The 14,334-nt window shown below is 51.5% G+C and carries 16 protein-coding genes; 9 read left to right on the forward strand and 7 right to left on the reverse strand.

The window, feature by feature from the left end; all coding sequences use genetic code 11:
* Positions 1-10 precede the first annotated feature (10 nt).
* From eno to B5F75_RS05795, 5 genes are read left to right on the forward strand one after another with little or no spacing between them, the layout of a single operon-like run.
* On the forward strand, positions 11-1,282 hold the full coding sequence (gene eno / locus B5F75_RS05775; protein WP_087288896.1) for a phosphopyruvate hydratase: 1,272 nt from the start codon (positions 11-13) through the stop codon (positions 1,280-1,282).
* Positions 1,282-1,578: an FtsB family cell division protein gene (locus B5F75_RS05780; protein ID WP_087288898.1), complete on the forward strand. Its 297-nt coding sequence runs from the start codon at positions 1,282-1,284 to the stop codon at positions 1,576-1,578. The genes eno and B5F75_RS05780 overlap by 1 nt, the downstream gene beginning before the upstream one ends.
* 9 nt (positions 1,579-1,587) lie before the next feature.
* Positions 1,588-2,196 carry an MBL fold metallo-hydrolase gene (locus B5F75_RS05785; RefSeq protein ID WP_087288900.1) on the forward strand — a complete coding sequence of 203 codons (609 nt, stop codon included), beginning with the start codon at positions 1,588-1,590 and terminating at the stop codon, positions 2,194-2,196.
* Entirely contained in the window at positions 2,196-2,981 is a 786-nt protein-coding gene (gene lgt / locus B5F75_RS05790) for a prolipoprotein diacylglyceryl transferase (protein ID WP_087288902.1), read from the forward strand. The genes B5F75_RS05785 and lgt overlap by 1 nt, the downstream gene beginning before the upstream one ends.
* Positions 2,974-3,885, forward strand: a complete 912-nt coding sequence (locus B5F75_RS05795) for an RluA family pseudouridine synthase (protein WP_087288904.1) — start codon at positions 2,974-2,976, stop codon at positions 3,883-3,885. The genes lgt and B5F75_RS05795 overlap by 8 nt, the downstream gene beginning before the upstream one ends.
* Positions 3,886-4,164: 279 nt before the next feature.
* Here B5F75_RS05795 and B5F75_RS05800 read toward each other — a convergent pair whose 3' ends face one another.
* The 5 genes from B5F75_RS05800 to B5F75_RS05820 all read right to left on the reverse strand — a co-directional run bounded on the left by B5F75_RS05800 (position 4,165) and on the right by B5F75_RS05820 (position 8,810).
* Positions 4,165-5,274 carry a GNAT family N-acetyltransferase gene (locus tag B5F75_RS05800; protein WP_087288906.1) on the reverse strand — a complete coding sequence of 370 codons (1,110 nt, stop codon included), beginning with the start codon at positions 5,272-5,274 and terminating at the stop codon, positions 4,165-4,167.
* Between the two features lie 59 nt (positions 5,275-5,333).
* Positions 5,334-6,524: an aminotransferase class I/II-fold pyridoxal phosphate-dependent enzyme gene (locus B5F75_RS05805; protein WP_087289353.1), complete on the reverse strand. Its 1,191-nt coding sequence runs from the start codon at positions 6,522-6,524 to the stop codon at positions 5,334-5,336.
* A 62-nt stretch (positions 6,525-6,586) separates the two neighbouring features.
* A complete protein-coding gene (gene rfaE2, locus B5F75_RS05810) occupies positions 6,587-7,051 on the reverse strand; it encodes a D-glycero-beta-D-manno-heptose 1-phosphate adenylyltransferase (protein ID WP_087288908.1) in 465 nt (154 codons plus the stop codon).
* Positions 7,035-8,426 carry an acetyl-CoA carboxylase biotin carboxylase subunit gene (accC, locus tag B5F75_RS05815; RefSeq protein ID WP_087288910.1) on the reverse strand — a complete coding sequence of 464 codons (1,392 nt, stop codon included), beginning with the start codon at positions 8,424-8,426 and terminating at the stop codon, positions 7,035-7,037. The genes rfaE2 and accC overlap by 17 nt, the downstream gene beginning before the upstream one ends.
* A 9-nt stretch (positions 8,427-8,435) precedes the next feature.
* Positions 8,436-8,810 carry an acetyl-CoA carboxylase biotin carboxyl carrier protein gene (locus B5F75_RS05820; protein ID WP_087288912.1) on the reverse strand — a complete coding sequence of 125 codons (375 nt, stop codon included), beginning with the start codon at positions 8,808-8,810 and terminating at the stop codon, positions 8,436-8,438.
* A 137-nt stretch (positions 8,811-8,947) separates the two neighbouring features.
* Between B5F75_RS05820 and B5F75_RS05825 the strand changes: the two genes are divergently transcribed.
* Entirely contained in the window at positions 8,948-9,421 is a 474-nt protein-coding gene (locus B5F75_RS05825) for a TspO/MBR family protein (protein ID WP_087288914.1), read from the forward strand.
* Between the two features lie 69 nt (positions 9,422-9,490).
* Here the strand turns inward: B5F75_RS05825 and B5F75_RS05830 are convergent, their stop codons facing one another.
* On the reverse strand, positions 9,491-9,748 hold the full coding sequence (locus tag B5F75_RS05830) for a hypothetical protein (protein ID WP_087288916.1): 258 nt from the start codon (positions 9,746-9,748) through the stop codon (positions 9,491-9,493).
* Between the two features lie 416 nt (positions 9,749-10,164).
* Here B5F75_RS05830 and B5F75_RS05835 point away from each other — a divergent pair, with 416 nt between their 5' ends.
* The 3 genes from B5F75_RS05835 (at position 10,165) to B5F75_RS05845 (ending at position 13,237) form a co-directional block, all read left to right on the forward strand.
* Positions 10,165-12,225, forward strand: coding sequence for a ribonucleoside triphosphate reductase (locus B5F75_RS05835; protein WP_087288918.1), 2,061 nt, complete (start codon positions 10,165-10,167; stop codon positions 12,223-12,225).
* A 152-nt stretch (positions 12,226-12,377) separates the two neighbouring features.
* A complete protein-coding gene (gene nrdD, locus B5F75_RS05840) occupies positions 12,378-12,590 on the forward strand; it encodes an anaerobic ribonucleoside-triphosphate reductase (protein ID WP_087288920.1) in 213 nt (70 codons plus the stop codon).
* Positions 12,591-12,613: 23 nt separating this feature from the next.
* Complete coding sequence (locus B5F75_RS05845) at positions 12,614-13,237, forward strand: anaerobic ribonucleoside-triphosphate reductase activating protein (protein WP_087288922.1); 624 nt, start codon at positions 12,614-12,616, stop codon at positions 13,235-13,237.
* Between the two features lie 232 nt (positions 13,238-13,469).
* Here B5F75_RS05845 and B5F75_RS05850 read toward each other — a convergent pair whose 3' ends face one another.
* Positions 13,470-14,225: a hypothetical protein gene (locus tag B5F75_RS05850; RefSeq protein WP_087288924.1), complete on the reverse strand. Its 756-nt coding sequence runs from the start codon at positions 14,223-14,225 to the stop codon at positions 13,470-13,472.
* Positions 14,226-14,334: the final 109 nt, after the last annotated feature.

Raw genomic sequence — 14,334 nt, forward strand, 5'->3', positions numbered from 1 at the left:
GGGTTGTTTTATGGCTCGCATCAAAAAAATTACAGCAAGAGAAATTTTGGACTCGCGCGGGTATCCTACCGTGGCGGCGGACGTATTGCTAGACGACGGAAACACCGGCACGGCGGCGGTTCCCAGCGGCGCGTCCACCGGGTCGCACGAAGCGCTTGAACTGCGCGACGGCGGGGAACGCTACAACGGCAAAGGCGTGTTAAATGCCGTAAAAAATGTGGAACGCATTTCCCAGCAGCTGGCGGGAATGGATCCGTTTGACATCCGGCTGGTGGATGAAAGCATGATTGCGCTGGACGGAACGGAAAACAAATCTCACCTGGGCGCCAATGCTATGCTGGCCGTGTCTATGGCCGTATTGCGCGCCGGCTGCCACAGTGCCAAATTGCCGCTTTATCAGCACATTCGCAACGTGTACGGCTTGCACGAAGATACATACGTTCTTCCGGCGCCGATGCTCAACATCGTAAACGGCGGCAAACACGCCGACTCGGGGCTGGACGTGCAGGAATTTATGATTGTGCCCACTGCGCCCAAAACATTTGCCGAAGCCCTGCGCGAAGCCAGCGAAACGTATCACGCCCTGCGCAACCTGCTTAAATCGGAAGGGATGGTGATTGCGGTAGGAGACGAAGGCGGCTTTGCCCCCAAAATTTCCAAGCATGAAGACGTGCTAAAAACCATCTTGGCCGCGGCCAAAAAAGCGGGACATCCGGAAATTTCTTTGGCGATGGACTGCGCCGCCAGCGAATTTTACCACGAAGGAGCCTACCGCTTTGAAGGCAAAATGTATTCCGCCGAGCAAATGACGGATCTCTACGCTGCCTGGTGCAAAGCCTACCCGCTGATTTCCATTGAAGACCCCTTGCAGGAAGACGACTGGGAAGGCTGGAAACTGATTACCCAAAAACTCGGCAAAAAGATTAACTTGGTGGGCGACGATTTATTCGTTACCAATTTAAAACGCCTGGAAAAAGGCATTGCCCAAAAAGCCGCCAACTCCATTTTAATTAAGGTCAACCAAATCGGCACCGTATCGGAAACGATTGACGTAATGGAACTGGCCAAGAAAAACGGCTATTCGCGCATCGTGTCGCACCGCTCCGGCGAAACGGAAGACACTTTCATCGCCGATCTGGCGGTAGCCACCAACGCGGGCGCCATCAAAACGGGCGCTCCGGCGCGGGCCGAACGGACGGCCAAATACAACCGCTTGCTGCAAATTGAAGCGGAACTGGGCGAAAAGGCCGTCTACGCCCAAAATGCGGCCTTTAAAAAATAATGACGCAAGACCTAAAAGCTACTTTGCTTCGCAACAAAAAGCCACTGCTGCTGGCCTTCGGGCTGGCAGTGGTGGTTGTATTTTTTTTGGGAAGCAGTTTTTTAAGCTTGGTGCATAACAAACTGGAAATGCGCAAGCTGGCCAAGCAAAGCATAGAGCTCGACGAGCAACACCAAGAACTGCTGCGCAAAATGGAACGCCTGCAAAAGCAGGATTTAACGTATATTGAAGAAATCGCCCGCACCCAATACAATATGGTAAAACCGGGGGAAATCCAGTTCCGGTTTTCCGACTAAAGAGGATTTATGAATATAGACGTAATCAACCTGGGCCCGATGGACAACTGCACTTATTTGGTAACGCAAGGGCAAGACGCCCTGCTGATTGACCCGGCCTGGGATATGAATTTTTTGGAACATACGTTGGCCGAAAAAAAATTAAATTTGCTGGCCGTTTTCTTTACGCACGGCCATTTTGACCACGTCAAATTCGCGCAAGACCTGCTGGAAAAGCACCATTTAAAAGCGTATATAGAGGAAAACGACGTCCCCCTGTGCGGTATCGCCCCGCAGTGGCTATCCGTCTACCGCGGCGCCCAAAAACTGCACGTAGGGCCCTTTGAAGTGGAAATCATCCCCACCCCCGGCCACACGGCGGGAGGCGTGTGTATCAAAATCGGCAACGCCGTTTTTACCGGCGACACGCTTTTCCCCGGCGCCTGCGGGCGGGTGGATTTGCCTTCTTCCAATCCGCGCCACATGCGCCAAAGCCTGCTGACGCTTTCCCAACTGCCCGAAGATACGCAAATTTTTGCCGGGCACAGCTACGGCGGCAAATGCAGCTCCACCATCGGCTGCGAGCGCCTTAAAAACCCTTTTATGCGAAACGCCATCCGCGATAAGGATTCTTTATAATGCACCCGGTACTTTTTCACATCGGCTCGTTTGAGCTGGCCAGCTACGGACTGATGACCGCTTTGGGATATGCGGCGGCCGCGCTGTATTTATTGCCCAAGCTCAAAAAAACGGGCATTGATAAAGACACGTTTTGGAATTTAATCTTCATCGCGTTTATCGGCGCGTTGGCCGGCAGCAAGCTGCTCTATATTGTGGTTTCCTGGCCCGAGCTGGGCAACACGCTGGCGGAAAAAATCACCAACATCGTGCGCGATTTTCGCTACGGGTTTGTCTTTTTTGGCGGGATGATCGTATCGGTCGGCGCGTTGGTGTGGTATATTAAAAAGAAAAAACTGCCGCTGTTAAAAACGGCCGATTTTTTGATCGTGGGGCTGCCGTTGGGCCACGCGTTTGGAAGAATAGGCTGTTTTTTGGCGGGCTGCTGCTACGGCCGCCCGACGGGGATGCCGTGGGGCGTTACGTTTACCGATCCCCACTCGCTGGTGGCGCCGGAACTATTGGGCGTCCATTTGCACCCCACCCAGTTGTACGAAGCGGCCGGAAACCTGATTTTGTTTTTTCTGCTGCACCGCGCTTCCCAAAAACAACACCCGGCCGGAAGCATTTTAATTGAATACGTGCTGGGATACAGCGTGATGCGTTTTATCATTGAATTTTTCCGCGGGGATTTTCGCGGGGAATACATTTTGGGGCTTTCCCCCTCGCAGGCCATTGCCTTGGCCGCGGCGGCGGGAGCATTTATTTTGTGGTATCGTGTAAGGAAGGTTCAACGAAATGGCTGAAAATAAAAAAATTGTGTTTGAGGGTTATTCCCGCCGGCTGGACGTGTTCGCCGCCGACGAACTGGCGGATTTTTCGCGCGCCATCGTGCAAAAAATGATTAAAGACGGCAAAATCACCGTCAACGGCAAAAAGGTAAAACCGTCTTGGCCGCTGACCCCCGGCGAAGTGGTGGAAATAGAAATGCCGCACCCCCAAGCCAAAACCGATTTGAACGATTTAATTATTCACGACGCCAAAGATTTTTTTGTACTCATTAAACCTGCCGGCATGCTGGTGCACCCGCAAAGCCCGGTGTGGGAAGAACACCCCGAAGCGGTGTTCTCGTCGGAAGAAACCTTGGTGTCCGTTATTTTGGCTAATCCCCCCAAAGGCTTTGACCTTTCCACTCCGCGCGCCGGGCTGGTACACCGCTTAGACCGCGAAACCAGCGGCGTCATGCTGGTGGCCAAAAACCCCGAATTTCAGGCCGAAATGGTGGCACTGTTTGCCAACCGCGAAGTGCACAAAACGTATCATTCCATTGCCTGCGGCGAAGTACCCGACGACGAAGGCACAATAGACGTTCCCATCGGGCGCGTGGCGGGCGGCAAGATAAAAGCGTCCGACGTGGGGCGCGAAGCCGTAACCGATTATAAAGTGCTGGAGCGCAAAAACGGATTTACCTACATTGAGCTCTACCCCCGCACCGGCCGCACCAATCAGCTGCGCGTGCATTTAAGCTGGCTGGGATACCCCGTACTGGGGGACTGGCTCTACCGCGGGGCCACGGCAGAACGCCTGATGCTCCATGCCCGGCGGATTGAATTTAAACATCCGTTTACGGGCAAGGCACTTAAGTTTGAGGCACCCGTCCCGCCGGATTTTAAGGCGGCCTGGAAACGCGTAACCACTCCCGAAAAATAAACCTTTCCTCAAGCGCGCACGAAACCCTCGTGCGCGTTTTTGTCTTCCAAAACTAATTAATTTTTGGGCTTTTGTTTGCCCGCCAAATCGGTTAAGCTGTAAAAAAGCGGCACGCGGCCGCTTGATTTCCCCTTCTATTTTATCCGCCCGACTGCGAGAGGGGACTCGCCTTCGGGCTTATGCTAAAAGGCCCTGTTCCCGTGGGAAGGACAGGGCCTTTTGCCAAATAAAAAAGCGCGTGACTGTGCGTCACGCGCCGGTTGGAAAGGTTGCTTTTGCCTACAGGCTTTTTTGATACAGCCGGTAGCGTTTGCTCGGGTGGCAGCCGCATTCCGTAATGCCGCGGATGATGCCTTCGTTATCCTCCAGCACCCAAGACAGCTCCGCCTCGTTCCATACGGCTACCCCGTGGTCTATAATATGTTTAATCAAAATTAAATCAATTCCCCGCTGCCGAAACTGCGGCGAAACACCCAGCATAATCATCCGCGCGTCTTTAATTTTATGCCACGCCCACAGCGCCTTTACCACCCGCCAGGGATTGACCAGCGAGCCTTTCAGCTCTTTTAACACGTGGTTCATATTGGGAATTAAAATATAAAACCCCGCCGGCACGCCGTCCACTTCCAGCACGCAGGTGCCCTCGGGCCGGACGACCAGTTTTAATTCTTTTACCACGTCCGCCATTTCCCGCGGGGACATCGGCACAAACCCCCAGTTTTGGGCCCAGGCTTCGTTATAAATTTTGCGGATAATTTCCGCCTCTTCCGCTATTTTTTTCAAGTTCAGCCGCCGCAGCGTAATGCCTTTTCCGCGGGAGCAGCGCGCACAAACTTTCAAAAACCGCTCGGAGAATTGGTCGTCTTTCGTGCGGTGAAAAGCCAGCAAGTCTTTTATTTTGGTAAACCCCGCCCCCTCAATCAGTTGGGCGTAGTAGGGGTAGTTGTAGGGCATCATAATGGCCGGCATGCTGTCAAAGCCGTCTACCAATAGTCCGTAGACGTGGTTGCTGGAAGGGTTGGCCGGGCCGCGCACCGCGCTGACGCCTTTGCCGCGCAGCCACGTTTCGCCCGCCGCAAACAGCGCGTCAGCAACCTCTTGGCTGTTGATACAGTCAAAAAAACCAAAAAATCCGATGTTTTCCTTTTGGTATTCGTTATGCGCCCGGTTGACAAGCGCCATCAGCCGCCCGACGGGTTTGCCGTCTTGGAAAGCCATAAATAAGGCCCGCTCGCCGTGCGTCCAAAACACGTTTTTCCGGCTGATTAAATGCGCCGTATCGGCTTTCAAATCCCCCACCCAATACGGGTCATTCTTATAAAGTTGAAACGGAAAATCTACAAATTGGTCTAATTCCTGCTCGCTTAATTGCCGCACCGTAACTGCCATACACCAATCCTCCCCAAAGAAAAACCCCGCTCCTGCATTTGCGGAGCGGGGTGTTAAAACTATTTAATCACGCCGATGGAACGGCCCGCTTGGGCAAAGGCGTCAATAATCTTTGCCACGTGTTCATCGGTATGGGTGGCCATCAGCGTCAAACGCATCAGCGCGTGGCCGGGCGGCACCGCCGGGCTGACGACCGGGTTGGAGAAAATGCCCAACTCGTGCAGCGCGCGCCACATTTTAAAGCAGTTTTCGTTGCTGCCCACGTGCACCGGCAAAATAGGCGTAGTGCTGGTTCCCAAATCAAAGCCCAGGTCTTCCAAGCCTTTTTTGAGTTTCGCCGTCAGGCGGAACAGATTGTCGCGGCGGGAAGTGTCGTTTTCAATCAGCTCCAGCGCCTTGGTAATGGAAGCCACGGAAGCCGGCGGCAGCGCCGCGGAGAAAATTTGGCTGCGGGCGTTGTGGCGGATATAATGGATGATGTCCGCATCCCCCACGACAAATCCGCCCACGGTGGCAAACGTTTTGGAACAGGTGCCTACCACCAAATCCACTTCGCCGTTTTCCAGGCCGAAGTATTCGCAGGTGCCGCGCCCCGTTTTGCCGATAATGCCCGTGGCGTGCGCGTCGTCCACCATAATGCGCGCCCCGTATTTGCGGGCGATTTTGACAATTTCCGGCAGAGGGCAAATGTCCCCTTCCATGCTAAACACGCCGTCTACAATAATCAGTTTGCCGGATTCTTCGGGCAGTTTGGATAAAACGCGGTCTAAATCGGCCGGATCGTTGTGTTTAAAGCGCACCATTTCCCCGTCGGAAAGTTTCACGCCGTCCAAAATGCTGGCGTGATCCAATTTATCCACGATGGCATAGTCGCCTTTTTTGACCAAGCAAGACACGACGCCCAAGTTCATCTGATATCCGGTAGAGAAAATAAGCCCCGCTTCTTTGCGTTTGAACCGGGCCAAACGCGCCTCCAGTTCATCGGCGGCTTTGGTGTTCCCGTTTAAAAAGCGCGAGCCGGCACAGCCGGTGCCGTATTTCAGGGCCGCTTCGCTGGCCGCTTTTTTCATTTCGGGATCGTCCGCCAACCCCAGGTAATTGTTGGAACCGGCCATAATATATTTTTTGCCGCCCAACATTACTTCCGGCCCCTGCGCGGATTCAATCGGCTGGAAATAGCCGTAAATCCCCATGCGCATAGCCAGTTTGGCGTCCTTGTAATTCCTGCATTTCTCAAAAATATCAGACATGTTTTTATCCTCGTGGCGCAACAACCCGCGCCGCGGCGCCCCCAACGGAGGCCGCGTGGCGGTTATTTACTAACCTTTTTAATTATATTTGTGGTGGAACGCCCTTTTAACAACGGGAAACGTACCACTTTTTTTGCAAATTCGCGGCCGACGATTTCGTCGGTCTTGTAATCGCCGCCCTTTACCAATACGTCCGGGCGGACGAGTTTAATCAGCTCATACGGCGTGTCTTGCTCAAAAATGCTCACGGCCGACACGCTCTCCAACCCGCCCAACACCAACGCGCGATCCGCTTGTGTGTTGACCGGACGGCTGGGCCCTTTTAACCGGCGCACGGAGGCATCGCTGTTCAGCCCCACCACCAGCACATCCCCTTTGGAGCGGGCAAACTCCAGCACGCTTACGTGTCCGGCGTGCAAAATATCAAAACATCCGTTTGTAAAAACGATTTTCCGGCCGTTTTTGCGGGCTTCTTCCACAAATTTTTTAAGCGCCCGCGGGCCCAAAATCTTATTTTTTGCTTTCACTTTCTTCCTTCTCTTTGGCCATCATCCGTTCAATAAGACCCGTATCCATATTGCCGCGGATAAAATCTTCGTTATTGACGATTTTTTGGTGGAAAGGGATCGTGGTCTTTACGCCGCCCACGATAAACTCGCCCAAGCAGCGCCGGCAGCGCGCCAGCAAATGCTCGCGGTCGGGCGCGGTGATAATCAGCTTGGCGATCAGGCTGTCGTAATAGCTGGGAATGGTGTAGCCCGTGTACATATGGCTGTCCACCCGCACGCCTAAGCCGCCGGCGGGAATCCATTCTTCAATGGTGCCGGGGCAGGGCGTAAAATTCTTTTCGCTGTCTTCGGCGTTGATGCGGTGCTCAATGGCGTGGCATTTGATGACGGACGCCTCTTCCTGCGTCAGGTGCAGCGGCTCGCCCTGGGCAATTTGAATTTGCATTTTGACCAAGTCCTGCCCGCAGACCGACTCCGTTACCGGGTGTTCCACCTGCAGGCGGGTGTTTACTTCCATAAAGTAAAATTCTTTATTCTGCGCCATCAGAAATTCCACCGTGCCCACGCCGCGGTATTTGGCCGCTTTGACAAGCTTGCAGGCGGCTTCCTGCAATTTTTGGCGGGTAACCGGATCCACAAACGGGGAAGGCGATTCCTCCACCAGTTTTTGGTGGCGGCGCTGCATGCTGCAGTCGCGCTCGGCAAAGGCTACCACGTTGCCGTAATTATCCCCCGCCACCTGCACTTCAATGTGGCGCGGATTTAAAACGAGTTTTTCAAAATAAACGCGGTCGTCGCCAAAGTTGGCTTTGGCTTCGCCCTGGGCCGTTTTCATCATCAGTTCCAAATCTTCTTCTTTCAGGCACGCGCGCATCCCTTTGCCGCCGCCGCCCAAAGAAGCTTTAATCATAATCGGAAACCCGATTTTGCGGGCCACTTCGCGGAAATTTTTGCCTACCACCCCGTCGGAACCGGGCGTAATCGGCACGCCGGCTTTGACGGCAATTTCACGCGCGGTGGATTTCACGCCCAGCATTTCAATGGCCTCCGCCGTCGGGCCGATAAACGTCATTCCGGCCTTGGTAACGGCGGCCGCAAAATCGGCATTTTCGGACAAGAACCCATACCCGGGATGCACGGCGTCGGCGCCGGTAATTTTGCCCGCGGTAACGATGGCGTCAATGTTTAAATAGCTGACAGGCGACGGCGCCGCCCCGATGCACACGGCTTCGTCCGCCATGCGCACATGCAGGCTGTTGCGGTCGGCCTCGGAATAAACGGCCACGGACTTAATCCCCATTTCTTTTAGCGTGCGGATCACACGCAGGGCAATTTCGCCGCGGTTGGCAATTAAAACTTTTTTAAAAGGAGTAATGGTAACTTTTGCAGACATTTTCTACTCCTATTTCTCAATAAAGAAAAGCGGCAGGCCAAATTCCACCGGCGCCCCTTCCTGCGCCGTAACCACCCGCAATTTGCCGGATACGGGCGCGGTAATTTTATGTTTTTTGGAGAAGGTTTCCACCACTCCCAACACGTCGCCTTCCTGTACGGACTGACCTTCTTTAAGCACTAAATTTTTGCCTTTGTCCGCCGCGTGGTAAATGCCGATCGCGGGGGCTGCTACCGCCGTGAGCGAGCAGGAAAAATGCGCCGGCTCCGGCAAAGCTTCGGCGGTTTTTACTTCAATGCTTTCGCCGTCTTTTGCGTAGCAGAATTCGGCCAAATCGGTGGTTTTAAGCCAATCGGTTACTTCCGTAATCAGTTTCGTATCCATAATATCCTCTAGACTAAAAGGTTAAAAAATACACTCTGGTTATTTTACCATTTTTAGAGCACGCGCGACATTTTTCCCCCTTTTTCTAACCTCTTTTTGGGGTTTCCCTGGCGTTTGGAAAATGCTACCGTACTGCTATGAAATATATCCTGGAATTTTTTAAACTGCTGTTTTGGCTGCTGCTTTGCCAACTGCCCGGCCTTGCCGGAGCCGCCATGGTACAGCCCAATTTGGGATGGTACCATTCGCTGCAGATGCCCCCTTTCATGCCGCCGGATGCCGCCTTCGGAATGGCGTGGGGCGTCTTATATATAGTATTGGGCGTGGCGGGTTTTTTGGCGTTTCGCCAAGGACTCAAAGCCGCCCGCAAACCGCTGATTTTGTTTATCGTCCAGCTCGCGCTTAACGCCCTGTGGACGCCGGTTTTCTTCGGCAGTCATAACCCGGCTTGGGCGATGGTCATTCTGCTGGCCATGTTGGCAGAAGGCGCCTGGCTGGCCTGCGCCTTGCGGCAAAAAAGCCGGGCGGCCGCATGGCTGATGCTGCCCTACGGCGCGTGGTTAATTTACGCCGGCTATTTAAATGCGGGCATGTGGCTGTTAAATGCCTAACCCCGGCTTATCTCTTACACTTAAAAAGCCCTCTTTAATAGAGGGCTTTTTAAGTAAAAGTCGGGCGGATTATTTAGCTCGGTAATGTTTAATCACGTCCATTCCCAGTTTCATTACTTTATAAAACGTGGAATCCAACAACGTAGACACATTGTCTATTAAATCAAACGCGCTTTTGGTTTTGTCCACATTCTCCGCCGTGGAAACCGCCAGATATTCCACCGCTTCGGCCGTGCGCGTAATTTGCAAAAATGCCCGCACCGCAAACACCACAAATACGATAAAAGCGACTACCGCCGCCAGCACACACCACTGATAAAAATCCATACGTCCCCCTTTCCAGCCTTTTTTCTTATTTTAGACACTTCCTCCGTTTCCGTCAAGCCCCGAAAGAGATTATGTTTTCCTTTCTGTGACGCCAAAATACGCTGCCCGCAGGCTTTGGAACGCACCGGAAATATAGGACTTTTTTGGCTTTTTATCTATTTTTTAAAGATAATTTTTATAGGTCTTTAAAATGTTTGACAAGCCCCTTAGTTATTAGTAATAATTACTATTAAGAAAAGCTTTTTCTCTTTTCTTAATAGTACGAAAAAAAGCATTTTCTCCGACGGTAAAAAACTTTTTTTGTAATTGTTTGAAATTCAAAATCAGACGGGATTTGCAATTTTGGTTTGTTTATGCCAAAATTTTAGAAGTCGTTAGTTTTAAACGGCCAATTATTTCTACCAGGACAACAAATTATGGAAAACTCTGAAGTAATCACTCATATCGTCAAAAGAGACGGTACCACCCAACGTTTTGATTCTAAAAAAATCACGAAGGCTATTTCCAAAGCCGCCGAGGCGACCGGCGAATTTGATTCGGAAACCGCCAAAAAATTGACGATTCGCGCCATTAACATCATTCAACAACTTTATTCCGATACGGTTCCCAACGTGGAAAATGTGCAGGATATCGTAGAAGACGTACTGCTGACGTCCAACTACCACAAAACGGCCAAAGCCTACATCCTGTACCGCGACCAACACGCCCGTATGCGTGAAATTTCTTCTAAATTTAACGTGGATTTGGTAGACCAATACCTGCAGAAAATTGACTGGCAAGTCAACGAAAACAGCAATATGGGCTACTCGCTGCAGGGGCTGAACAACTATATTTCTTCCGAAATCAGCAAAGTGTATTGGCTGAACAAAATTTATCCGGAAAATGTCCGCCGGATGCACACGGAAGGCGATTTTCACCTGCACGATTTGGGCCTCTTGGGCGCTTACTGCGTGGGCTGGGATTTGCAGGACTTGTTGCTCAGCGGTTTTACGGGCGTAGTCGGCAAAGCGGAAAGCAAACCGGCCAAACACCTGCGCACCGCCTTGGGCCAAGTGGTCAACTTTTTCTACACCCTGCAAGGGGAAAGCGCCGGCGCGCAAGCGTTCTCCAACTTTGACACGCTGCTCGCCCCGTTTATCTATTACGACAAACTCTCTTACGACGAAGTAAAACAAGCCTTGCAGGAATTTTTATTTAACGTCAACGTGCCCACCCGCGTCGGCTTCCAAACGCCGTTTACCAACCTGACGCTGGACTTGACGGTGCCTTCTTATTATAAAGACCAACCCGTCATCATCGGCGGCAAACTGCAGGACAAGACGTACGGCGAATTCCAGGAAGAAATGGATATGCTCAACCGCGCGTTCTGCGAGGTCATGCTCGCGGGCGACGCCAAGGGCCGCGTATTTACGTTCCCGATTCCGACGTACAACATTACCAAGGATTTTGACTGGAACAACCCGAAACTCACCCCGCTGTGGGAAATGACGGCCAAATACGGTATTCCGTACTTTGCCAACTTTATCAACTCGGATATGAACCCCGAAGATGCCCGCTCCATGTGCTGCCGCTTGCGCATCGACAACCGCGAACTGAGAAAACGCGGCGGCGGTCTTTTCGGCTCGGCCCCGCTGACGGGTTCCATCGGCGTGGTAACCATCAACCTGCCGCGCCTGGGGTATTTGTCCAAAAACGAGGATGAATTCTTTGCCAATTTGAAAGACCGCATGGAAGTGGCCAAAACCAGCTTGGAAATCAAGCGCAAAGTCATTGAACGCTTCACCAAAGGCAACCTCTATCCGTACATGAGCTTTTACCTGCGCTCCATCCGCCAGCGCTTTAACGAATACTGGAAAAACCACTTTTCCACCATCGGGCTGGTGGGGCTCAATGAATGCGCCGTCAACCTGATCGGCGAAGACATCGGCACCGAAAAAGGCCGCGCCTTTGCCGAAAAAGTGCTTACGTTCATGCGCGAAACGCTGGTAAAATTCCAGGAAGAAACCGGCAACAACTATAACTTAGAAGCCACTCCCGCCGAAGGCACTTCCTACCGCTTGGCCAAATTGGACAAGGAACGCTTCCCGGAAATCAAATGCGCCAACGAAGAGCTTTACAAACAAGGCCACCCGCCTTTCTACACCAACTCTTCGCAGCTTCCCGTCAACTATACCGACGACGTGTTTGAAATGCTGGACTTGCAAAGCACCATCCAGTCCAAATACACCGGCGGAACGGTACAGCATATTTTCACCGGCGAAAAAATCAAAGATTTGGAAGCGATGAAGAAATTCATCAAAACCGTGTGCGAGAAATACACTTTGCCGTACTTCTCCATCACGCCTACGTTCAGCATCTGCCCCAAATGCGGCTACATTGAAGGCGAACATTTTGAATGCCCCAAATGCAAGGCCGAACGGATGCAGGAGCTGGAACGCCAAGTAAAACTTTTGGAAGAACAGCTCTACAGCAAATAGTTCTTCACAAATTATCTTTTTTGGGTTAGTTTTTCACAAAACATAACCCAAAAAAGCAGTTGAAACGGGTATGGCAAAGTGCCATAATAAGAGAAAGGGTTTTCACGGGCCCGATCCCCGTTTTACACGGTTATTATCTAGGAGACATCACCATGACTGCACAGGAAAAAAAGATTGTTGAAAACAAAATTTCGGAACTTAAAAAAGAAATGAACGAAGTTCACGGTTCCAAATGCGAAGTTTACTCCAGAGTGGTGGGCTATCTGCGCCCCGTCCAGAACTGGAACAAAGGCAAAAAAGAAGAATTTGCCATGAGAAAAACCATGCATATCGGCTGCGGCTGCGACTGCAACAGCGATAAATAAACTTTTCTCGCAGCGGGTTTCCGATGAAAATAGGCGGACTGATTAAATTTACGCTGATTGACTTTCCGGGCCGTCCGGCAGCAGTGATTTTTACGCAAGGGTGCAACTTCCGTTGCCGCTACTGCCACAACCCGGAACTGGTGTATCCGCATATGTTCACGGAACCCGTTGCCGAAGAAGAAATAGACGCTTTCTTAAAGCGGCGCCAAGGCACCTTGGAAGGAGTGGTGGTATCGGGCGGGGAACCCACCCTGCACGACGATTTGCCCCAGTTCTTGGCCAAGATAAAATCCATGGGCTACGCCGTAAAATTGGACACCAACGGCACCCGGCCGGAAATGCTTAGGCAGCTGATTCAAGACAAACTGGTTGATTATATTGCCATGGATCTAAAAGCCCCGCTGGAAAAGTATTCCCTCATTACGGGAGTGGATTTTAATCCGGCTATTCTGCGCGAATCCATGGATTTAATCAAAAAGTCGGGCTTAGGCTATGAATTCCGCACGACGTACGACAAAGAAGTTTTGACCGATGCGGATATTGCCGCGCTTTCCCAAATGCTTAACGGCCAGCACTACCGCGTGCAGGAATGCCTGCCGGTAGCCAAGGAAAAAGCCGCCTTAAAAGTGCTGCATAAAGAGATTTAGCATTTAGTTTAACCTCAAAACCGGGCTTTATGCCCGGTTTTTTATTTCCCTGTCTTTTTTCCCGTCAGCCGGGAAATCCTGTGTGCAAAACCCGTTTTTGGCCTCTCTCAAAGGCTTTTTCCCCCCCCCGCCCGAACATTCGCGGGATCCGCTTCCTTTCCCTCCAAATCTTCCCCAAATGGCATAAAAAAAGCGCCCGGAAATGGCGGGCGCTTTGTGATTTAAAATTACCTTAGCGGGTATACTTCAGCAAGTTGGCTCTAAAATTTTCCAGCTGATCGCCAATCTGCCATAATTCACAGCTGTGATCTTTAATAAAGGTGGAGGCAACTACTTCTCCGCCCCAGCCGGCAGGCATCGGTTCCTGGATTTGGCGGGCCATGGCCGGCACTAACGGAGAATTAGCCTTTGCATATTTGTTAAAGACATCCATTACCGGCATCATGCTCTGCAAAACCCAATTGGAATTAAGTTGTTTTGAATTTTTTACATACTCACGGAAAGAGGCCAGCGTTTGTTTAAATTCGGCCGGCAGGGCAACCCCTTCTTGCAAATCCGCTTGCAACGCCTCTGCAAAAGCGTCAAATTTAGGCTGTTCGCTTTGCCACAACGTGCAGGTTTCCATATTCAAATAAGCCGCCAGGCGAATAGAGCGCTGTCCGTTGGCGATAGCAATCGGTTCATTGATCTGAGGCGCCACGGATTTGGCCGCCGTTTCCGACGCACCGCGCAGCTGCATATAGGATTCCCGCAGGGCATCCATCGATTGGAACATAAAATTGTAATCGTAATACTGATAACGAAACGCCGCCTTTTGAAAGGCTTTGAGATCAGCCAGCGTTTGAGCGGTCAGTTTGCTCACTTGGTCTGCTTTTTGGTTATGCGCCGCTTTGGCTGCCCGTTCAATGGCGGATGCATTTACCGTCGTTTGGGCAAATACCGCGGGGGAAATAAGCGTCAAAAGCAACAACAGTACTATTCTTTTCATTTCACTCTCCTTGTTAAAACTTCCTTACTTAAATCTTATGCTTTTGAGAAGGCCAAAACAAGGGACATAAGACCTATTTTTAAGTAGGCCTTATGTCCCAGAAACAAAG

The organism is Elusimicrobium sp. An273 (assembly GCF_002159705.1).
GTDB classification, from domain to species: domain Bacteria; phylum Elusimicrobiota; class Elusimicrobia; order Elusimicrobiales; family Elusimicrobiaceae; genus Avelusimicrobium; species Avelusimicrobium gallicola.

What these genes read in the sequence shown, in the direction of transcription:
- eno (WP_087288896.1), top strand. Translation starts at nt 11, where the DNA reads ATGGCTCGCATCAAAAAAATTACAGCAAGAGAAATTTTGGACTCGCGC.
- B5F75_RS05780 (WP_087288898.1), top strand. Translation starts at nt 1,282, where the DNA reads ATGACGCAAGACCTAAAAGCTACTTTGCTTCGCAACAAAAAGCCACTG.
- B5F75_RS05785 (WP_087288900.1), top strand. Translation starts at nt 1,588, where the DNA reads ATGAATATAGACGTAATCAACCTGGGCCCGATGGACAACTGCACTTAT.
- lgt (WP_087288902.1), top strand. Translation starts at nt 2,196, where the DNA reads ATGCACCCGGTACTTTTTCACATCGGCTCGTTTGAGCTGGCCAGCTAC.
- B5F75_RS05795 (WP_087288904.1), top strand. Translation starts at nt 2,974, where the DNA reads ATGGCTGAAAATAAAAAAATTGTGTTTGAGGGTTATTCCCGCCGGCTG.
- B5F75_RS05800 (WP_087288906.1), bottom strand. Translation starts at nt 5,274, where the DNA reads ATGGCAGTTACGGTGCGGCAATTAAGCGAGCAGGAATTAGACCAATTT.
- B5F75_RS05805 (WP_087289353.1), bottom strand. Translation starts at nt 6,524, where the DNA reads ATGTCTGATATTTTTGAGAAATGCAGGAATTACAAGGACGCCAAACTG.
- accC (WP_087288910.1), bottom strand. Translation starts at nt 8,426, where the DNA reads ATGTCTGCAAAAGTTACCATTACTCCTTTTAAAAAAGTTTTAATTGCC.
- B5F75_RS05820 (WP_087288912.1), bottom strand. Translation starts at nt 8,810, where the DNA reads ATGGATACGAAACTGATTACGGAAGTAACCGATTGGCTTAAAACCACC.
- B5F75_RS05825 (WP_087288914.1), top strand. Translation starts at nt 8,948, where the DNA reads ATGAAATATATCCTGGAATTTTTTAAACTGCTGTTTTGGCTGCTGCTT.
- B5F75_RS05830 (WP_087288916.1), bottom strand. Translation starts at nt 9,748, where the DNA reads ATGGATTTTTATCAGTGGTGTGTGCTGGCGGCGGTAGTCGCTTTTATC.
- B5F75_RS05835 (WP_087288918.1), top strand. Translation starts at nt 10,165, where the DNA reads ATGGAAAACTCTGAAGTAATCACTCATATCGTCAAAAGAGACGGTACC.
- nrdD (WP_087288920.1), top strand. Translation starts at nt 12,378, where the DNA reads ATGACTGCACAGGAAAAAAAGATTGTTGAAAACAAAATTTCGGAACTT.
- B5F75_RS05845 (WP_087288922.1), top strand. Translation starts at nt 12,614, where the DNA reads ATGAAAATAGGCGGACTGATTAAATTTACGCTGATTGACTTTCCGGGC.
- B5F75_RS05850 (WP_087288924.1), bottom strand. Translation starts at nt 14,225, where the DNA reads ATGAAAAGAATAGTACTGTTGTTGCTTTTGACGCTTATTTCCCCCGCG.